Here is a 19,522-nt window from a genome sequence, read left to right on the forward strand (position 1 = left end):
CGTTCCCATCACCGCCGAGGCGGGACGGCCGAACCTGCGCCGTCCCGCCTCGGTGCCGCACCCTTCGGACCCGCCCCTTTACGCGGTGGGCCACTGAGAGGCAAACCCCTATGACCGCACTGTCATCACGCCCTGATGCCGCCCTGTCCACGAGTCCCGCCGACGAGGAGGTCGACGAATGGCTCGAGTCCTGGGAGGGACTCGTCGCCGCCCGCGGCACCGCGCGGGCCGGAGAGATCATGGAGGCGCTGCGCCGCCGCGCGGCGACGAACTCCGTGGCCGCGCCCAAGGTCACGACGACCGACTACGTCAACACGATTCCCGCCGACCAGGAGCCGGCCTACCCCGGTGACGAGAGGCTCGAGCGCCGCTACCGGAAGTGGCTGCGCTGGAACGCCGCGATGCTCGTCCACCGCGCGCAGCGCCCCGACGTCTCCGTCGGCGGCCACATCTCGACGTATGCCGGGGCCGCGACCCTCTACGAGATCGGGCTCAACAACTTCTTCCGCGGCCAGGACCATCCCGGCGGCGGCGACCAGGTCTTCTTCCAGGGCCACGCATCCCCGGGGATGTACTCCCGGGCGTTCCTCGAGGGCAGGCTCACGGAGGCCCAGCTCGACGGCTTCCGACAGGAGGCGTCCCGGGCTCCGAACGGCCTGAGCTCGTATCCGCATCCGCGGCTCATGCCCGAGTTCTGGCAGTTCCCGACCGTGTCGATGGGCCTCGGCCCGATCAACGCGATCTACCAGGCGCAGATGAACCGCTACCTCCACCACCGGGGCATCGCCGACACGAGCGACCAGCGGGTGTGGGCCTTCCTCGGCGACGGGGAGATGGACGAGCCCGAATCGCGCGGGGCCCTCCAGCTCGCGGCGAACGAGGGGCTCGACAACCTCACCTTCGTCGTCAACTGCAACCTCCAGCGCCTCGACGGGCCGGTGCGCGGCAACGGCAAGATCGTCCAGGAGCTCGAGGCGACCTTCACCGGGGCCGGCTGGGACGTCATCAAGGTCCTCTGGGGCCGCGAATGGGACGAGCTGCTCGCCGCCGATCGCACGGGAGAGCTCGTGCGCATCATGAACGAGACCCTCGACGGGGACTACCAGACGTTCAAGGCCGAGTCCGGCGGGTTCATCCGCGACAACTTCTTCGGCCGCTCACCGGTGACGAAGAGCCTCGTCGAGCACCTGAGCGACGACGACATCTGGAACCTCAAGCGCGGCGGCCACGACTACCAGAAGGTCTACGCCGCCTACGATCGGGCAGTCGCGGTGACCGGCAGGCCGACGGTCATCCTCGTCCAGACGGTCAAGGGCTACGGGCTGGGCACGAGCTTCGAGTCGCGCAATGCCACGCACCAGATGAAGAAGTTCACCGCCGCCGACATCAAGGTCTTCCGCGACCGGATGGACATCCCGATCAGCGACAAGGTCATCGACGACGATCCCTGCGCCGTGCCCTACTATCATCCGGGCGCGGGCGACGAGGCGATCGAGTACCTTCTCGAGAAGCGGCGGAGCCTCGGCGGCTTCGTCCCCGAACGGCGGCGCTCCCGCTCGCAGATCGCCCTGCCCGCGGTCAGCGACAAGGCGTTCGCGCAGGCTAAGAAGGGCTCGGGCCACCAGCAGGCGGCGACGACGATGGCCTTCGTCCGCCTCCTCAAGGACCTCATGCGCGAGAAGGGCGTCGGCGAGCGGATCGTGCCGATCATCCCCGACGAGGCCCGCACCTTCGGCATCGACGCGTTCTTCCCGACGGCGAAGATCTACAACCCCAACGGCCAGAACTACCTCGCCGTCGACCGGGAGCTCTTCCTCTCCTACAAGGAGGCCCCGACCGGGCAGCTCCTCCACGTCGGCATCAACGAGGCGGGGGCGGCGGCCGGGTTCACCGCGGCGGGCACCGCGTATTCGACGCATGGGCAGCCGATGATCCCGATCTACGTCTTCTACTCGATGTTCGGCTTCCAGCGCACCGGCGACGCGTTCTGGGCGGCGGCGGACCAGATGACCCGCGGGTTCATCATCGGCGCGACCGCGGGGCGGACGACCCTGACCGGGGAGGGGCTCCAGCACGCCGACGGGCACTCGCCGGTGCTCGCGGCGACGAACCCGGCGCTGCGGATCTACGATCCCGCGTACGGCTACGAGATCGCCCACATCGTCCGCGACGGCCTCCACCGGATGTACGGCGAGCACGACCTCGGCGACGACGAGCGCAACGTCATGTACTACCTCACCGTCTACAACGAGCCGATGCTCCAGCCGGCCGAGCCCGAAGGCGTCGACGTCGAGGGGATCCTCGCCGGCATCCACCGCATCGCCGAGGCGGGGGCCGGTGAGCCGTCCGACGCCGACACTGGGCGGCCGCAGGCTCAGCTGCTCGCCTCGGGCGTGGCCGTGCCGTGGGCGCTCGAGGCCCGCGAGCTGCTCGCCGCCGACTGGGGCGTCGACGCGGCCGTGTGGTCGGTGACGTCGTGGGCGCAGCTGCGCCGTGAGGCGCTCGACTGCGAGGCGCAGCGTCTCGTCGACGTCGCGGCGGAGCCGCGCGTGCCGTATGTGCGCCGGCGCCTCGGGTCGGAGCCGGGGCCGATCATCGCGACGAGCGACTTCGATTCGACCCAGCCCGATCTCCTCCGGCCGTTCCTCACCCAGGACTTCGCGACGCTCGGCGCCGACGGCTTCGGCTTCTCCGACACCCGGGCCGCGGCGCGCAGGCACTTCAGGATCGACGCGCACTCGATGGTCGTGCGCACCCTGCAGCTCCTCGCCGACCGCGGCGAGGTCGACCGGGGAGCACCGGTCGAGGCCGCGGCGAAGTACCGCCTCAGCGAGGTCACAGCGGGCACCTCGGGCACCGCCGGCGGGGACTCCTGAGGCTCAGGCCCCGGGCTGCATGTCCGCGGCGATCTGCTCGGCGACCGAGCGCAGGAGCGGGATCGCGCGGGCGGCGAAGTCGTCGTCGACGCGGCTGATCGGACCGGACACGGAGATCGCGAGCGGCGAGGGGGCGCCGGGCACCGACATCGCGAAGCAGCGGACGCCGAGCTCCTGCTCCTGCTCGTCGATCGAGTACCCGCGCTCCCGGATCCGGTCGAGTTCGGCCTCGAGCTCCTCCAGGGTGCCGATGCTGTGCTCGGTCGGCGTCGGCATCCCGGCGGTCGCGACGATGCTGCGGACCTGCGCGGGGTCGAGCTGCGCGAGGATCGCCTTGCCGACTCCTGTGTCGTGCATGTGCGTGCGGCGGCCCACCTCGGTGAACATCCGCATCTGCCGCTCCGAGGCGACCTGATCGACGTAGACGACCATGTCGCCGTCGAGGGTCGCGACGTTCGCCGACTCCCCGAGTTCGGCGACGAGGGTGCGCAGGTGGGGGCGGGCGATCGCGCCGAGCTGCGCGCCGGCGAGGTTGCCGAGGCGGACGAGTCCGGGGCCGAGCGCGTACCCGCGGTTGGGCAGCTGCCGGACGATGCCGAGGCTGACGAGCGTGCCGAGCAGACGGTGGATCGTCGGCAGCGGCAGGTTGACGTCGGCGGCGATGTGGCTGAGCGTCGCCGAGCCGGCGGAGTTCGCGATGCACTCGAGGAGGCCGAATGCGCGTTCGACGGATTGGACTCCGCCCTTGGTCTGGCGGACCGCAGGGGTCTCGGCGTCGTTCGTGGTCATCCGTTGTCCTCTTCCTTGAAGTGGGCGACACTTCCGCACAGTCTAGCGTCGAATGGAAGAAAGTTTCCGTTCGCCGCCGCCGCCCGCTAGATATTCCGCAATACAGAAGCTAACATCCATAATACGGAAATGATTCCATCAGAGAGGATGACAGTCATGGCTGTTCCCAGTCCCGGATACTCCATCACCCTGCGCGTCGCCACCGCCGTCGGCCAGTCGTCGACGTCCGACCTCGTCGCGGCCGCGGCGAAGACGGGAGCCGGCATCACCGCGCTCGACGTCGTCGAATCCACCCCCGACACCGTCGTCATCGACGTCAGCGCCGACACCCGCGACGTCCCCCACGCCGAGGAGGTCGCGAGCGAACTCGGGTCCCTGCCCGGCGTCGACGTCAGGAAGGTCTCCGACCGCACCTTCCTCCTCCACCTCGGCGGGAAGCTCGAATCGACCCCGAAGGTCCCGCTGCGCAACCGCGACGACCTCTCCCGCGCCTACACCCCCGGGGTCGCCCGCGTGTGCAAGGCGATCGCGGAGAACAAGGACGACGCGAGGCGCCTGACGATCAAGCGCAACACCGTCGCCGTCGTCACCGACGGCACGGCCGTCCTCGGCCTCGGCGACATCGGCCCCGAGGCCGCGATGCCGGTCATGGAGGGCAAAGCCGTGCTCTTCAAGCAGTTCGCCGGGGTTGACGCGTGGCCGGTCGCCCTCGACACGAAGGACACCGAGGAGATCATCGCGATCTGCAAGGCGATCGCCCCGGCCTACGGGGGGATCAACCTCGAGGACATCTCCGCGCCCCGCTGCTTCGAGATCGAACGGCGCCTGCGCGAGGAACTCGACATCCCCGTCTTCCACGACGACCAGCACGGCACGGGCATCGTCACGCTCGCGGCGCTGAAGAACGCGCTCACCGTCGTCGGCAAGGACATCGGCGACGTCCGCATCGTCGTCTCCGGCGTCGGCGCCGCCGGCCACGCCATCATCCGCCTCCTCCAGGTCGCCGGCGCCCGGACGATCATCGCGTGCGGACGCGACGGGGCGATCGGCCCGAACTCGACGGTCGACACCGAGCACAAGCGGTGGCTGCAGGAGAACACCAACCCCGAGGGGTTCACCGGAACGCTCAAGGAGGCGGTCGTCGGCGCGGACGTCTTCATCGGCGTCTCCGCCCCGAACATCCTCGACGGCGCCGACATCGCGGCGATGAACGAGGGCGCCCTCGTCTTCGCGATGGCCAACCCCGATCCGGAGGTCGACCCCGCCGAGGCGCTCAAGCACGCCGCGGTCGTCGCCACCGGGCGCAGCGACTACCCCAACCAGATCAACAACGTCCTCGCGTTCCCCGGCATCTTCCGCGGCCTCCTCGACGCCGAGGCCACCGATGTCGACGAGAACATCATGGTCGCCGCCGCCGACGCGATCGCCTCGTGCATCGCACCCGAGGACCTCCACCCCGGCTACGTCATCCCCTCCGTCTTCGACCCGGAGGTCGCGAGCAGGGTCGCCGAGGCGGTCGCCTCGGTGTCGAAGTGAGCGGGAGGGCGCAGAGATCAGACATGAGCGACAATGGGGTGGTCCCGGCATCGTGGCCGGGCTCGCACCGACAGACAGGGAAAGAGGAACAGTGAAGCAATCCACGCTCGATGACATCGATGCTCTCCTCACGGACACCGACGAGGTGCTGAGCACGCGTTATCCGGGCGATCGGGACGTCCGCCAGCCCATCCACACGGTCTACGTCCCAGGTCACCAGGTCACCCCGACGCTGCCGCGGGAGTGGAGTGAGCAGGCGCTGGCGGCCGTCGAGGCCGGCGGCGGCATGGTCCAATTGGCCGAACGCGTCATCGTCGCCTCCCGCAAGGAGATGGGGGAGAGCTTCGGGGCCGTCCCGCCGAGCCTCCACCAGGTCGCCCGGGAGGCCGAGCAGCTCGCCGAGGCGGTGACGACGAAGCTTGCGACCGAGCCGATCGAGGATCTGCGCATCGACTTCGAGGACGGCTTCGGCAGCCAGGGCGACGCCGCCGAGGACGCGGCCGTCATCGCCGCCGCGCGCACCGCGGTGGCCGGTCGCGCCGAGGCCGGGGCGCCGGCCTTCGTCGGCATCCGGTTCAAATCGCTCGAGGCAGCGACCCGGGCGCGCGGACTGCGCACGCTCGACCTCTTCGTCACCGAGGTGCTCGCCGCGAACGGGGGAGCACTGCCGACCGGGCTCGTGCTCACCCTGCCGAAGGTGAGCACCGTCGACCAGGTCAGCGCCATGGTGCTCGCGGTGCGCAGCCTCGAGGAGGAGCACGGCCTGCCCGCCGGATCGATCACCTTCGAGGTCCAGGTCGAGACCCCGCAGATCGTCCTCGGCGCCGACGGCACGGTGCCGCTGACCCGGACGCTCGACGCCGGGCAGGGCCGGATCACCTCCCTCCACTACGGGACGTACGACTACTCGGCGTCGCTCGGCATCGCCGCAGCCTACCAGTCGATGGAGCACCCGGTCGCGGACTTCGCGAAGAACCAGATGCTCCTCGCCGTCGCCGGGACCGGGGTCCACCTCTCCGACGGGTCGACGAACATCCTCCCGGTCGGCGACCCCGAGGCGATGCACCAGGCGTGGAGCCTCCACGCCCGCCTCGTCCGCCGCCACCTGCGCCGCGGCATCTACCAGGGCTGGGACATGCACCCGCACCAGCTGCCGACCCGGTTCCTCGCGACCTTCCGGTTCTACCGGGAGGGCCTCGAACTCGCCGCCGCCCGCCTGCGCAACTACGTCCACGCGACGGATTCGGCGGTCCTCGACGAACCCGCGACGGCGAAGGCGCTCGCCCGCTACCTCAGCCGCGGCCTCACCTGCGGCGCCCACACCCCCGACGACATCGCCGAGCGCACCGATCTGTCGGCCGGCGACCTCGAGCTGCTGGCCCGGACGGGAACGCTGACCGGTGAGCCGCTGTCCACGACGACGAAGGAGACGCACGCATGACCACCTACTGGGCCCCGACCGGGGGACACCCGCCGCAGACCGATCTGCTCACCGACCGGGCGATCGTCACCGAGGCCTACACCGTCATCCCGCGCGGCGTCCTGCGCGACATCGTCACCTCGGCGCTGCCGGAGTGGACGGACACGCGCTCATGGGTGCTCTCGAAGCCGGTGGCCGGGGGTGCGGTGACGTTCTCGCAGACGATCCTCGAGGTCGCTCCCGGCGGCGGGTCGGAGGCCCCGGAGCCGCAGCCCGAGGTTGAGGGCTTCCTCTTCCTCATGGCCGGCGAGCTCACCGTCACCCACGAGGGCACCGAGCACGTGCTCACCCCCGGCGGGTTCGCGTACCTGCCGGCCGCCTCGGCGTGGAGTGCGCGCTCGACCGGCACCGAGGCGGCCCGCTTCCACTGGGTGCGCAAGCGCTACCAGCCGGTTGCGGGGCTGACCCCGGAGGCGGCCTTCGGCAACGAGGCCGACGTCGAGCCCGCGGCGATGCCGGGCACCGACAACCGGTGGCGGACGACGCGGCCGCTCGATCCGGCGAACCTCGCCTACGACATGCACGTCAACATCGTGACGTTCGAACCCGGCGCGGTCATCCCGTTCGCGGAGACGCACGAGATGGAGCACGGGCTCTACGTCCTCGAGGGCAAGGCCGTCTACCGCCTCAACGGCGACTGGGTCGAGGTCCAGGAGGGCGACTTCATCTCGATGCGCGCGTTCTGCCCCCAGGCCTGCTACGCCGGTGGTCCCGGACCCTTCCGCTACCTGCTCTACAAGGACGTCAACCGGCAGGTCGAGCTGTAGGGCTCTCGGACTCACAGACGACTGCCGCCCTGCGGCTCGGACGAGCGGCAGGGCGGCAGAGGAGCTGCGCAGAGGAGCTGCAGAGTCTCCGATGAGGCGCAGGGCCTCAGATGAGCTGCAGGGTGCGGGCGGTGTACTCGGAGAGCTCGGTGAGCAGGGTCTCGTCGTCGGCGAGGTCACGGCCGAGCGAGGGCACCATGTCCTTGAGCGCCGGCTCCCAGCCGTCGTACTGACGCGGGAAGCACGTCTTGAGCAGACCGAGCATGATCGCCACGGCCGTCGACGCTCCGGGAGAGGCGCCGAGGAGGGCGGCGATCGAGCCGTCGGCCGAGGACACGAGCTCCGTGCCGAAGCCGAGGACGCCGCCCTTGCCCGGGACGTTCTTCATCACCTGGACGCGCTGACCGGCCTGGATGAACTCCCAGTCCGAGGGGTCGATGGAGGGGATGAACTCGTTCATCGACTCGAAGCGGGCCTTCTTCGAGGACGCGAGCTCCGAGAGGAGGTAGGTGACGAGGTCGGTGTTGTCCTTCGCGACGCCGAGCATCGTGCCGAGGTTGTTGCCGCGCACGGAGAACGGCAGGTCGGTGAAGCGGCCCTGCTTGAGGAACTTCGGGGAGAACCCGGCGTAGGGGCCGAAGAGCAGGTACTCATCGCCGTCGACGACGCGGGTGTCGAGGTGGGGCACCGACATCGCCGGGGCGCCGAAGGACGCCTGGCCGTAGACCTTCGCCTGGTGGCGGGCGACGAGGTCGGGGTTGGCGGTGCGGAGGAAGATGCCGGAGACGGGGAAGCCGCCGTAGCCGCGACCCTCGGGGATGCCGGACTTCTGGAGCAGCGGGAGGGCGCCGCCGCCGGCGCCGATGAAGACGAACTTCGCCCCGATCCTGTGGGTCTCCCGCGAGAGGAGGTCGCGCACGGTGACGGTCCAGCCGTCGGAGGAGCGGTCGAGGTCGGTGACCTGGTGGCTCGTGCGGATCGTCGCGCCCTTGTCGGCCATGTAGCGCAGCAGCTGGCGGGAGAGCGATCCGAAGTCGACGTCGGTGCCGATCTGGGTGCGGGAGATGCCGTTGACCTGCCCGGGGCCGCGGCCGTCGAACATCAGCGGCAGCCATTCGGCCTGCGTGGCCGGGTCGTCGGTGAACTCCATCTCGGCGAACAGCGGGTTGCGCACCATCTGCTCACGACGGTTCTTGATGTAGTCCCGTCCCTTCTCACCGCGTCCGTAGCTGATGTGCGGGACCTGGTTGATGAAGTTCTTCGGTTCGGGCAGGACGCCGTTGTCGACGAGGTGCGACCAGTACTGGCGTGAGTGGTGGAACTGCTCGTTGATCTGCGCGGCCTTCGTCAGGTCGATGTGGCCGTTCGCGTCCTCGGGGGTGTAGTTGAGTTCGCAGAGAGCGGCGTGGCCGGTGCCGGCGTTGTTCCACGGGTCGGAGCTCTCCTTCGCGACATAGTCGAGCTTCTCGTAGACCCGGATGTCCCATTCGGGCTGGAGTTCGGTCAGCATCGCGCCGAGGGTGGCGCTCATGATGCCGCTGCCGATGAGGACAACGTCGACCTTTTCCTGCGTTGAGGGCATTTCCACTCGCAATCTTCGTCAGAGGCGTGAAGTATCGACCTTCAGACTACTCCGAGCACAGGTTCAACCCGAAGTCGGGGGACGCGCGCACCGGTGTCAGGAGACGAGGATCACTCTCAGTGGCAGTGCCATCCCCATCCGAGGTCGTGGCAGCGGCCGCCCGGGTCCGTCGGCGTCGGCGTCGGCGTGGGCGTCGTCGGCGGCGGAGACGTTGGCGGCGGAGACGTTGGGGGAGGAGACGTCGGTGGCGGCGAGGTCGGGGGCGGCGAGGTCGGCGGTGGGCTCGTCGGCGGCTCCGTGGTCGGCGGATCTGACGGTGAGGGCGGAGGCTGAGTCGGCGGCTGGGTCGGCGAGGGCGGCTGCGGGGGATCGGTCGGCGGAGCCGGGGGAGGCGCAGGCTCCCCGGGGCCTGGGTCGCCGGGGCCGGGATCGCCGGGTCCCGGGTCGCCGGGCCCGGGATTGTCGGGACCGGGGTTGCCGGGGTCGCGCGGTGCCGGCGGTTCGGCGTTCGGCCCGCCGGGATCTCCCGGGGCCGGGGGTGCCGGGATACGCGGCTGCGCAGGAACCGGCGCCTCGTTCCGGGGTCCCTCGTCCTCGGGCCCTGCGGGGTTTTCCGCGTCGGGAGACCCGGCCTCCGGCGGTGCCGCCGGTGAACGCACATCGTCACCGAGGTCGTCGTCGGTCAGGCCGGTCTCCGGCTGCACCGGAGACGACGTCGGCCCTTCGGCCTCCGGAGTGCCCCGGTTCGGGTTGAGCGCCCAGACGCCGGCGGCGATCGCCACTGTCGCGATGAGGATGCCCGCGGCGATCTTGAGGCCGAGAGCGAACCCCGAATGCGACCCGGCCGACCCGCTGCCGGAATCGGGACTGAAGAACACGGCCTCGGAGTTCTCTGCGACAGGCGCCTCCACGTCAGGTGCCTCGGCGGCCGGAGACTCAGTGCCGCCGGGTGTCTCAGTGCCGCCGGCGCCCCCAGCAATGATCTCCGGGACGGCGGGGAACTGCTCGGACTCGATGAGGGCGGCGGCGAGGACGGAGGGGGTCAGCCACGCGCCGAGCTTCGTGTTGATCTTCGTCAGCAGCACGGACTGGCGGCGACAGTAGCGGCAGTGGCGCAGGTGCGTCTCGACCGACTTGCCGCGTTTGATGCCGAGCTGATTGCGGACGTAGCGCGCGAGCTCCGAGGAGTACTCCGCACACGACGGCTTCGCCGGTTCGACGTGCTCCTGCAGGTACGCCGTCCGCAGACCCTCCCGGGCACGGTGGAGGAGCGAATGGAACGAGTTGACCGACAGTCCCAGTGCCTCCGCGGCGGCAGCGGTAGGGGTGCCGTCGATGTCGATCATTGTGATTGCCGTCTGCCACGTCGCCGGCAGAGTCCGGAAGGCGCGGCCCAGCTGGTCGCGTTCGGAGACCTCGCTCGCATGGTCCCGGCTCGTGCCGCCGGCGAGGAACGCGAGGACATCGGGTTCGACGGTCGTCGTCGCCCCCGTCATCGCGGTGAGCCGGAACGACTCCGACCGCACCGCGGTCATGAGGTAGGACTTGAAGGACTCCTGCGGGCCGGCGCCGTTGCCCCACGCGCGCCAGATCTTCGCGAACGCCTCGGCCACGGCATCCTCGGCGCGGGTGTAGTCGCCCGTCAGCCGCAGAGCGAAGTGGAGGGCCGGCAGGCGGTGGCGGGCGTAGAGCTGCGCAAACGCGCGACGGCCGGCGTCGGAATCGGGGCCGCGGTCGACGATGACGGCGCAGAGCTCCGCGTCGGCGGCCTCGCGCTCCGCGGTGTCGGGGTCGCACGTGACGGATGCGGAGGATTCTGAGTCGTGTTCGGCGTCGTGTTCGGCCGCGCGCGCCGATGATTCCGGGTCGTCGGAAGCAGGGTCGGGGATCCTGGGATCGGACATCGGTTCTCTGCCTCGGGTGGGGATCAGGGCGTCGCTGCTCACGGGGAGGACGCAGCGTCGGCGGCGGGCGCGGATAGCGGGGAAGCGCTGATTGAATATTCTAGTTTCCCCACTGCCATCCCACAATCGCCTGAACCCGATCGCCGGCAGGAGGCCAGGGATCGTCGGCAGGAGGGCAGGGATCGCCGGCAGGAGGGCAGGGATCGTCGCAAGGGACGTGACTGTGACGAAGAATTCACCCGATCTCGCGAACGAACGTCGCCTCCCGCGGGTCTACTTCAGCAGAAGGGGCCGCCACCCACGGTCGCTTCGCATCCGGCGGCGACCATCCACCGAGTCCGGATGCCCCTCGAGTCCGCGACTCATCCCCGGTGGCCCTGCAGAATCACGTGACTGCAGGGCCATCTTCGTCCCCGCCGTGCCGCGCGTCTGTTGTGTGTGTCACGATAAGACCATGTCGAAACGATTCCTCCTTCGTGATGCGCTGTCCCAGTTCCCGCCGTACAAGCCGGGCAAGCCCCCGGCGGACGCCCCGGGACTGACCCCGTACAAGCTGTCGTCGAACGAGAATCACCTCGCACCGCTGCCGGGCGTCCATGAGGCCGTCGTCGCGGCCACGCAGACTCCGGCGGCCTACCCCGATCCGAAGTCGACGGGTCTCGTCGCCGATCTCGCCGCCCACCTCGACGTCGACCCCTCCGAGGTCGTCACCGGGGCCGGGGCCTCGGAGATCCTCTCGGCCCTGACGAACATCACCCTCGAGGCCGGCACCTCCGTCGTCTACCCGTGGCCGTCGTTCGAGATGTACCCGATCCTCGCCGCCGCCCGCGGGGCGGAGAAGCGGGCGGTGCCGCTCCTGCCCGACGGTCGGCACGACTTCGCCGGGATGCTCGCGGAGATCGACGAGACGACCCGCCTCGTCCTCCTCTGCTCGCCGAACAACCCCACCGGTCCGTCCGTGCGCACCGCGGAGCTCGAGGGCTTCATGGCCGAGGTTCCCGCTGACGTCATCGTCGCCCTCGACGAGGCGTACTGGGAGTTCGCCACCGACGCCGAGGCGGTCGACGGGCTCGCGGCCTTCCGCGAGTACCCCAACCTCGTCCTCGCCCGCACGTTCTCGAAGGCGCACGGGCTCGCGGGCCTGCGCGTCGGCTATGGGGTCGCCGACCCGGAGATCGCGACCGCGCTGCGCCAGGTCGTCGCCCCGTTCAGCGTCACCGCCGCCGCCCAGGCCGCGGCCGCGGAGTCGCTGGCCCGCACCGATGAGGTCCTCGTCCGGGCCAAGGAGGTCGCGGCCACACGTGACCAGTTCGCCGCCGACCTGCGCGCCCTCGGGTTCGACGTCCCCGACGCGCAGGGCAACTACGTGTGGATCGCGCTCAGCGATGAGGACGCCGAGGCCTTCGAAGAGGCATGCGGTGCTCAGGCCGTGGCGATCCGCCGGCTGGCCGGCGGGGTGCGCGTGAGCATCGGCGCCGACGAGGCGCTCGACCGGGTGCGCGCCGTCGCCGCGGACTTCGCTGCCCGCTGATGGCCGAGCTCGCCGACCTCGCCGCGCAGCTGAGCCCCGGGGCACTCGTCACCGACCGTGATGTCGTCGACGGCTACCGCTTCGACCGGGCCCTCTTCTGTCCGGCGGGGGAGGCGCTCGCCCTCGTCCGCGCCCGCACCGTCGACGACGTCGTCGCGGTCATGCGCTTCGCCACCGCGCACCGCATCCCGGTCGTCACCCAGGGCGCGCGGACGGGACTGTCCGGCGGTGCCAACGCCGTCGACGGGGCGCTCCTGCTCAATGTGGCGGGGCTGACGGAGATCCTCGAGATCGATTCTGTCAACCAGCTCTGCCGCGTCCAGCCCGGGGTCATCAACGCTGACCTCAAGCAGGCGCTCGCCGCCGAAGGGCTAGCCTACCCGCCGGATCCCGGGTCGGTGGCGATCTCGACGATCGGCGGCAACGTCGCGACGAACGCCGGGGGCATGTGCTGCGTCAAGTACGGGGTGACGAAGGACTACGTGCGCGCGCTCACCGTCGTCCTCGCCGACGGCACGCTCACCCGGCTCGGCCGGGAGACGGCGAAGGGGGTCGCCGGCCTCGACCTCGCCGCGCTCTTCACCGGATCCGAGGGCAGCCTCGGCGTCATCGTCGAGATCACCCTCGGACTCACCCCGGCTCTGCCCGCACCGGTGACGGGGGTCGGGATCTTCCCCGACACCGAGGCGGCCGGGGCCACGGTCTCGGCGTTCATGGCGGCCGGGGCCGCACCGTCGATGCTCGAGTTCCTCGACGGGGCGACGATGGCGATGATCAACGCCTACGGCGACTTCGGTCTGCCCGCCGATGCCGGTGCGCTCCTCCTCGTCCAATCCGATGCCCCCGGCGACGACGGCCGGGCCGAGCTCGCCCGGTTCGCGGAGATCGCGACCGCGCACGGGGCCACCGAGGTCGTCGTCTCCGACGATCCCGCCGACAGCGACCTCCTCGTCGCCGCCCGGCGGGCCGTGGCGCCGGCGATGGAGCAGTACGCGACCGGGATCGGCGGCGGGGAGCTCATCGACGACGTCTGCGTGCCCCGGTCCCGCCTCGGCGAGTTCTTCCGGCGGCTGCGGCTCATCGACGAGAAGTACGACGTCGAGGTCGCCACGGCCGGTCATGCCGGGGACGGGAACATGCATCCCAGCGTCGTCTTCGACGCCCGGGACGAGGCGATGGTCGCGCAGGCGCAGGCGGCGTTCGCCGAGATCATGGAGCTCGGCCTCGACCTCGGTGGGACGATCACCGGCGAGCACGGGGTCGGCTACCTCAAACGCGAGTGGCTGGGCCAGGAGCTCGATGCGGGGGCGGCGCGGATGCACCGGGCGATCAAGGACGCGCTCGACCCGCAGGGCATCCTCAATCCGGGGAAGATGCTCTGAGCCGACGGGCAAGGACGGCGATGTCGTCCGGGGTCGTCCGGCAGCAGCCGCCGATGAGGCGGGCGCCGAGGTCGGTCCACGTCTGAACGGGCCACGCGGCCGGAGTCGCGGTGCCGGTCCTCCACGTCATCGTTGCGGCGTCGTAGGTCTCACCCGAGTTCGGGTAGGCGACGAGCGGCAGGTCGGTGGCCCGGCCGAGCGCCTTAAGCGCGGGGGCGACGAGGGACGGGCGGACGCAGTTGACGCCGAGGCCCCGGATCAGCGGGGTGCCCGCGACCGCCTCGGCGACGGTCGACAGCGGGGTGCCGTCGGGCAGGTGGGTCCCGTCATCGGAGAGGGTGACCGTGAGCCAGGCCGGCACGGCGTGGGCGTCGACGAGCTCGGCGAGGACCCGGATCTCCGGCAGGCACGGCTGCGTCTCGAGCGCGAGGAGGTCGACCCCGGAGTCGACGAGAGCTGCGATGCGGGGACGGTGGAAGGCGGCGAACTCCGCGGCGGTGAGCCGGTAGGCGCCGGTGTACTCCGAGCCGTCGCCGAGGGCGGCGCCGTACGGTCCGACCGAGCCGGCGATGAGTGCGGCACCGGCCCCGGCCTCCTTCGCCGCTGCCTCCCTGGCCGCTGCCTCCCTCGCCGCTGCCTCCCTGGCCACAGCGACGCTGTCGGTGATGAGCGCCCGCCCCGCGGCCGGTGAGAGACCGGCGCGGGCAAGACCGAGCGGGCTGATCTGATAGCTCGCGGTCGTCAGCACCCGGGCACCGGCGGCGGCGAAGGCGGCGTGCACCTCGGCGAGGATCTCCGGTCGGTCACGCACCAGCGCCGCCGACCACAGGTCGTGGTCGAGGTCGAGCCCGCGCGCCTCGAGCGCGGTGCCGAGCCCGCCGTCGAGGACGGTGGGGCGGGAGGAGGCGTCGAGGACGGCGCTGACGGTCGGAGCCATTCACCCAGTTAAACTTGGCGGGTGACCGAAATCGAATCGCCCGCAGCATCTGAGACAGCGCCCATCAACGACCGTTCGCAGTTCGGCTTCGAGGTCGGCACACGGCTCGAGACGGGCGGACGCACCGGCGTCATCACGACCCCGCACGGGCAGATCCGCACCCCCGCGTTCATCCCGGTCGGCACGAAGGCCACGGTCAAGGCCGTCAAGCCCGAGGACGTCGCGGCCCTCGGCGGGCAGGCCGTCCTCGCCAATGCCTACCATCTCTACCTCCAGCCGGGTTCGGACATCGTCGACGAAGCCGGCGGTCTCGGCCGGTTCATGAACTGGCCCGGCCCGACGTTCACGGATTCCGGCGGATTCCAGGTGATGAGCCTCGGTGCGGGGTTCAAGAAGGTCATCTCGATGGAGGTCACCGGCGAGCAGAACGACGATGCGATCGCCGTGGGCAAGGAGCGGCTGTCGAACGTCGACGACGACGGGGTGACGTTCAAGTCGCACCTCGACGGGACGATGCACCGCTTCACCCCGGAGGTCTCGATGCGCGTCCAGCATGAGCTCGGCGCCGACATCATGTTCGCCTTCGACGAGCTGACGACGCTCGTCAACACCCGCGGCTACCAGGAGACCTCGCTCGAGCGGACCCGGCTGTGGGCGATCCGCTGCATCGAGGAGCACCGGAGGCTCACCGCCGAGCGGACCCACCGGCCGTATCAGGCGCTCTTCGGGGTGCTCCAGGGGGCGCAGTACGAGGATCTGCGGCGCAAGGCCGCACGTGACCTCGGTGCGATGGACTTCGACGGGTTCGGCATCGGCGGGGCCCTGGAGAAGGAGAACCTCGGCACGATCATCCGCTGGGTGTGCGAGGAGCTGCCGGAGGACAAGCCGCGGCACCTGCTCGGCATCTCGGAGCCCGATGACCTCTTCGAAGCGATCCGCACCGGTGCGGACACCTTCGACTGCGTCTCGCCGTCACGGGTGGCGCGCAACGCCGCGATCTACACCCGCGACGGACGCTACAACCTCACAGGGGCGAAGTACCGCCGGGACTTCGGGCCGCTCGATCCCGAGTGCACGTGCTACACGTGCGAGAACTACTCCCGCGCGTATCTTCGGCATCTCTACAAGGCCAAGGAGATGCTCTTCTCGACGCTGTGCACGATCCACAACGAGCACTTCGTCGTCAGCCTCGTCGCCGAGATCCGGCAGGCGATCGAGGACGGCCGCTTCGCCGAGCTCGAGGCCGAGGTGCTCGGCCGGTACTACGCGTGACCCGGTGACGCGGGGCCCGGCTGCTCGTGGCTCTGCTGCCCGGGGCCCGGCTGCGCGGGGTCGGGTGACCCGTAGCTCGGTTCGTGGCGCTTGACGACCGTGATCACCCGGTAGGTCACCGGCAGGAGGATGACCTCGACGGCGACCTTGTAGACGAAGCCGACGACGACGTAGTTGACGAAGTCCCAGCCGGGGATGACCCCGGCGAAGGCGATCGTGCAGAAGATGAGCGTGTCGACGAACTCGCCGACGCCGGTCGAGGTGAGCAGCCGGACCCACAGCTTCGACTCGCCCATCCGCTTCTTCACCGCGACGAGGACGTAGGAGTTGAGCAGCTGGCCGACGAAGTACCCGGCGAGTGAGGCTGCGACGATGCGCGGATAGAAGCCGAGGACGGCGGCGAAGGCGTCCTGGTTCTCATAGCCGGGTCCCGGCGGGGAGATGAGGACGAGCCAGAAGACGAAGGTGGCGAGGATCTGCAGAGCGAAACCGGTGATGACGGCCTTCCGGGCGGCCCTGAAGCCGTAGACCTCGCTGATGACGTCGCCGAGGATGTAGGCGATCGGGAAGAGGAACGCCCCGCCGTCGGTGACGATGGGGCCGAAGCCGATGACCTTCGTCGCCGAGATGTTCGAGATGATGAGGACCGCGCAGAAGATCGCGAGGAAGATCGCGTAGTAGCGACCCCGGGACGAGGCGAAGGCGGCGAGGCGGTGGCTCGGCTGGTCGAGATGATCCTGCTCAGGATTCGTCTGCGACAACGTCGATCTCCTTCCCGTCGGTGAGGTCGACGAGCTGGGCGTAGGTGAGGGGCATCATCGAGTTCGGGGTGCCGGCGGCGGCCCAGAGCTCCGGGTAGCCGCGCAGTGCGACGTCGATGTACGTGGGAATCGGGGCGGGGTGGCCGACCGGGGCGACGCCGCCGATGACCTGGCCGGTGGCGGCCCGGACGAGGTCCTTGTCCGCCCGGTCGAGCGCGTCGACGCCGATGAGGCGGGCGACGTGGTCGGTGTCGACGCGGTGCGCGCCCGAGGTCATGATGAGCACCGGGTCGCCCCCGGCGGAGAAGATCAGGCTGTTGGCGATCGCCCCGACCTCGACCCCGACCTTCTCCGCCGCCGAGGCGGCCGTGGGCGTGGCCTCATCGAAGAGTCGGACACGGGGGACGATGCCGTGGGTCTCGAGGATCTCGGCGATGCGGGTGTTGTTCGCGTGGTGCTTCAGGTCGGGGGTCGCAGGGGTGTCGGCTGCGTCCGCGTTTGTGACTTTCGCGGCTGCGGCCGGGTCAGCAGCGTCCGCCTCAGAGCCGGCTGCATCCGCCTCAGTATCCTCAGCCTCCCCCTCGGCGCTTGCTGCATCGCCGGCGACCGGTTCGGCGAGTCCGCGGCGGCGCAGGAGCGGGGCGACGTCGGGGCGGACGCCGAAGAACTGCTCGATCGCCGTCATCGGGTCGACCGAGTAGCCGGGGGCGAGGATCGCCTCGCGGAACGCCTCACCGGCCTCCTGGTTGAGTCCGCCCTGGGACTCGAACCATTCGCTCACCCACGCGGCGATGACCTCGGAGTAGAGGTACGAGTAGTAGCCGGCGGCATAGCCGGAGGCGAAGATGTGGCCGAAGTACGTCGTGCGGTAGCGCGGCGGGACGAGCGGGGAGAACCCGGAGGCCGCGAGGACCTCGGATTCGAAGGAGAGGACGTCGGTGATGTGCTCACCGGCTTCGAGCGAGTGCCAGGAGAGGTCGAGCATCGCCGCGGCGAGGTATTCGATCGTCGAGAACCCCTGCCCGAACGCTTCGCTGTCGATGAGGGCCTGGACGAGGTCCTGCGGCATCGGCTCGCCGGTGTCGACGTGCTTGGCGTAGTGGGGGAGGACCTGCGGGTGGAAGCGCCACATCTCGTTGAACTGCGAGGGGAACTCGACATAGTCGCGGGGCACCGACGTGCCGGCCGTCGACGGGTACGTCGAGTTCGCGAAGAGACCGTGGAGGACGTGGCCGAACTCGTGGAAGAGGGTCGTCAGCTCGGTGGGGGAGAGCAGCGTGGGCCGGCCGGGACCGGGCTTGGCGAGGTTGAGGGAGAGGGTGACGACCGGCAGGTGGCCGGTCAGCCGGGAGGCGGGGACGAGCTGGTCCATCCAGGCGCCGCCGCGCTTCGTGTCACGGGCATAGGGGTCGATGAGGATGAGCCCGAGGGTGCGTCCGCCGAGGTCGGTGACCTCGACGCTGATGACGTCGTCGTGCCAGCCGACGATCCCGTCGCGCCGGGCGAACGTGATGCCGTAGAGACCGGTGGCGGCGCGGAAGACGCCCTCGGTGAGCACGGAGTCGAACTCGAAGTACTGCGCGACCTCGTCGGGGTCGACCCCGAATTCGTCGGCCCGGTACTTCGCGAGGTAGTGCATGACGTCGGCGGGGGGCACCTCGGTGAGGCCGTAGCGCTGCTTGACCGTGTCGAGTTCCGCGCTGAGCTGGGCGTTCGCGGGGGCGATGAGGGAGGAGACGATGTCCGCGGCGGCATCGGGACCGCCAGCGGTCTGGTTGTCGATCGCGTACGAGGAGAACGACGGGTAGCCGAGCAGCTTCGCCTGCAGGGCGCGCAGGGCGGTGATGTCGGCGACCTGGGTGCGGGTGTCCCCGTCGCCGCCGCGGGAGCCGCGGGCCATCGAGTTCGTCAGGACCTGGTCCCGGGTGGCGGGGTCGTCGAGCGACCCGAGGACGAGCTGCTGGGTGAAGTTGTTGAGCGGCAGGAGGAAGCCGTCGACCTCGCGTTCGCCGGCGCGGGCGGCGGCGGCCGCGACCTGGTCCTCGCTCAGGCCGGTGAGCTGGGCGGCCTCGCCGAGGTGGACGGCGAGATCCCGGGTGTCGGTGCCGAGCGCACGGGAGAAGGACGTCGAGAGCGCGGTGAGTTCGGCCTCGATCGTCGCCATCTGCTCGCGCTCCTCGTCGCCGAGGCGGGCCCCGGCGCGGACGAAGTTCTCGATCGTCAGCTCCTGTTGGCGCTTGTCCTCGGAGTTGAGGTCGGTGGTCGGGACCTGCTCGATGCGGTGGAAGAGGTCGACGTTGAGCAGAATCGCGGTCCGGGTCGCCGACAGCCGAGCCCACACCTCGGCGACGGCGTCGGTGAGGTCGGCGGTGAGGTGGTTGGATTCGACGGTGCGGACGAGAGCGGCGAGCCGGGCCATCGGCACGGTCGCGGACTCGAAGCGGACGGTCGTCGTCGCGAACGTCGGGTCCGCTTCGTCGGCGACGATCGTGTCGACCTCGGACAGCGCGAAGGAGGCGGCCGCCTCGGCGGCGGTGAGGAGGGACTCCGCGGTCACCGCGGTGAAGTCGGGAAGTGAGAAGTCGCCTTGTGGGTCGAGGAGGGAGTCCCAGACATCGATGGCGGTGGATTCGGAACTCATCGTCGACGTTTCGCTTTCTTGATGGTCTTCTCAGGTTTCGCCTCCGATCCTAACGCGTGGCGGC

General features: G+C 70.2%; 13 protein-coding genes. 7 read left to right on the forward strand and 6 right to left on the reverse strand.

Annotated features, from left to right (window positions below):
* Positions 1-110 precede the first annotated feature (110 nt).
* The gene (gene aceE, locus ACFQ91_RS07030) at positions 111-2,876 is read left to right on the forward strand and encodes a pyruvate dehydrogenase (acetyl-transferring), homodimeric type (RefSeq protein ID WP_211978082.1); all 2,766 of its coding nucleotides are present in this window, start codon (positions 111-113) and stop codon (positions 2,874-2,876) included.
* A 3-nt stretch (positions 2,877-2,879) separates the two neighbouring features.
* On the opposite strand, the gene ACFQ91_RS07035 is transcribed toward aceE, so the two are convergent.
* Entirely contained in the window at positions 2,880-3,665 is a 786-nt protein-coding gene (locus tag ACFQ91_RS07035; protein ID WP_211978081.1) for an IclR family transcriptional regulator, read from the reverse strand.
* A gap of 156 nt (positions 3,666-3,821) precedes the next feature.
* Here ACFQ91_RS07035 and ACFQ91_RS07040 point away from each other — a divergent pair, with 156 nt between their 5' ends.
* From ACFQ91_RS07040 to ACFQ91_RS07050, 3 genes are all read left to right on the forward strand, one after another.
* Positions 3,822-5,201 carry an NAD-dependent malic enzyme gene (locus tag ACFQ91_RS07040; RefSeq protein ID WP_211978080.1) on the forward strand — a complete coding sequence of 460 codons (1,380 nt, stop codon included), beginning with the start codon at positions 3,822-3,824 and terminating at the stop codon, positions 5,199-5,201.
* A gap of 91 nt (positions 5,202-5,292) precedes the next feature.
* Positions 5,293-6,642, forward strand: a complete 1,350-nt coding sequence (locus tag ACFQ91_RS07045) for a DUF6986 family protein (RefSeq protein WP_211978079.1) — start codon at positions 5,293-5,295, stop codon at positions 6,640-6,642.
* The gene (locus ACFQ91_RS07050) at positions 6,639-7,448 is read left to right on the forward strand and encodes a bifunctional allantoicase/(S)-ureidoglycine aminohydrolase (protein ID WP_211978078.1); all 810 of its coding nucleotides are present in this window, start codon (positions 6,639-6,641) and stop codon (positions 7,446-7,448) included. Before ACFQ91_RS07045 ends, ACFQ91_RS07050 begins: the two co-directional genes overlap by 4 nt.
* A 106-nt stretch (positions 7,449-7,554) precedes the next feature.
* Here ACFQ91_RS07050 and mqo read toward each other — a convergent pair whose 3' ends face one another.
* Both mqo and ACFQ91_RS07060 read right to left on the reverse strand, forming a co-directional pair.
* Positions 7,555-9,030 carry a malate dehydrogenase (quinone) gene (gene mqo, locus ACFQ91_RS07055; RefSeq protein WP_211978077.1) on the reverse strand — a complete coding sequence of 492 codons (1,476 nt, stop codon included), beginning with the start codon at positions 9,028-9,030 and terminating at the stop codon, positions 7,555-7,557.
* A 116-nt stretch (positions 9,031-9,146) separates the two neighbouring features.
* Positions 9,147-10,934 (reverse strand): RNA polymerase sigma factor, encoded by a 1,788-nt coding sequence (locus tag ACFQ91_RS07060; protein ID WP_211978076.1) that lies wholly within the window; start codon positions 10,932-10,934, stop codon positions 9,147-9,149.
* 454 nt (positions 10,935-11,388) lie between these two features.
* On the opposite strand from ACFQ91_RS07060, the gene ACFQ91_RS07065 reads away from it, so the two are divergent.
* Together ACFQ91_RS07065 and ACFQ91_RS07070 are read left to right on the forward strand one after the other, a co-directional pair.
* Positions 11,389-12,465 (forward strand): histidinol-phosphate transaminase, encoded by a 1,077-nt coding sequence (locus ACFQ91_RS07065; protein ID WP_211978075.1) that lies wholly within the window; start codon positions 11,389-11,391, stop codon positions 12,463-12,465.
* Positions 12,465-13,847 (forward strand): FAD-binding oxidoreductase, encoded by a 1,383-nt coding sequence (locus tag ACFQ91_RS07070; RefSeq protein WP_211978074.1) that lies wholly within the window; start codon positions 12,465-12,467, stop codon positions 13,845-13,847. The genes ACFQ91_RS07065 and ACFQ91_RS07070 overlap by 1 nt, the downstream gene beginning before the upstream one ends.
* On the opposite strand, the gene mmuM is transcribed toward ACFQ91_RS07070, so the two are convergent.
* Positions 13,825-14,784, reverse strand: coding sequence for a homocysteine S-methyltransferase (mmuM, locus tag ACFQ91_RS07075; RefSeq protein WP_211978073.1), 960 nt, complete (start codon positions 14,782-14,784; stop codon positions 13,825-13,827). The genes ACFQ91_RS07070 and mmuM overlap by 23 nt on opposite strands.
* Before the next feature lie 21 nt (positions 14,785-14,805).
* Between mmuM and tgt the strand changes: the two genes are divergently transcribed.
* Positions 14,806-16,056 carry a tRNA guanosine(34) transglycosylase Tgt gene (tgt, locus tag ACFQ91_RS07080; RefSeq protein ID WP_211978072.1) on the forward strand — a complete coding sequence of 417 codons (1,251 nt, stop codon included), beginning with the start codon at positions 14,806-14,808 and terminating at the stop codon, positions 16,054-16,056.
* Here the strand turns inward: tgt and ACFQ91_RS07085 are convergent.
* Both ACFQ91_RS07085 and ACFQ91_RS07090 read right to left on the reverse strand, forming a co-directional pair.
* Entirely contained in the window at positions 16,047-16,817 is a 771-nt protein-coding gene (locus tag ACFQ91_RS07085; RefSeq protein WP_249120908.1) for a queuosine precursor transporter, read from the reverse strand. The genes tgt and ACFQ91_RS07085 overlap by 10 nt on opposite strands.
* Entirely contained in the window at positions 16,798-19,458 is a 2,661-nt protein-coding gene (locus ACFQ91_RS07090; RefSeq protein ID WP_376871403.1) for a M3 family metallopeptidase, read from the reverse strand. The genes ACFQ91_RS07085 and ACFQ91_RS07090 overlap by 20 nt, the downstream gene beginning before the upstream one ends.
* Positions 19,459-19,522 lie beyond the last annotated feature (64 nt).

The sequence above is a fragment of the Brevibacterium sp. NPDC056726 genome, from assembly GCF_042790515.1.
Lineage (GTDB): Bacteria > Actinomycetota > Actinomycetes > Actinomycetales > Brevibacteriaceae > Brevibacterium > Brevibacterium sanguinis.

What these genes read in the sequence shown, in the direction of transcription:
- ACFQ91_RS07060 (WP_211978076.1), bottom strand. Translation starts at nt 10,934, where the DNA reads ATGTCCGATCCCAGGATCCCCGACCCTGCTTCCGACGACCCGGAATCA.
- ACFQ91_RS07050 (WP_211978078.1), top strand. Translation starts at nt 6,639, where the DNA reads ATGACCACCTACTGGGCCCCGACCGGGGGACACCCGCCGCAGACCGAT.
- ACFQ91_RS07065 (WP_211978075.1), top strand. Translation starts at nt 11,389, where the DNA reads ATGTCGAAACGATTCCTCCTTCGTGATGCGCTGTCCCAGTTCCCGCCG.
- ACFQ91_RS07070 (WP_211978074.1), top strand. Translation starts at nt 12,465, where the DNA reads ATGGCCGAGCTCGCCGACCTCGCCGCGCAGCTGAGCCCCGGGGCACTC.
- mmuM (WP_211978073.1), bottom strand. Translation starts at nt 14,784, where the DNA reads ATGGCTCCGACCGTCAGCGCCGTCCTCGACGCCTCCTCCCGCCCCACC.
- ACFQ91_RS07035 (WP_211978081.1), bottom strand. Translation starts at nt 3,665, where the DNA reads ATGACCACGAACGACGCCGAGACCCCTGCGGTCCGCCAGACCAAGGGC.
- ACFQ91_RS07090 (WP_376871403.1), bottom strand. Translation starts at nt 19,458, where the DNA reads ATGAGTTCCGAATCCACCGCCATCGATGTCTGGGACTCCCTCCTCGAC.
- ACFQ91_RS07040 (WP_211978080.1), top strand. Translation starts at nt 3,822, where the DNA reads ATGGCTGTTCCCAGTCCCGGATACTCCATCACCCTGCGCGTCGCCACC.
- aceE (WP_211978082.1), top strand. Translation starts at nt 111, where the DNA reads ATGACCGCACTGTCATCACGCCCTGATGCCGCCCTGTCCACGAGTCCC.
- mqo (WP_211978077.1), bottom strand. Translation starts at nt 9,030, where the DNA reads ATGCCCTCAACGCAGGAAAAGGTCGACGTTGTCCTCATCGGCAGCGGC.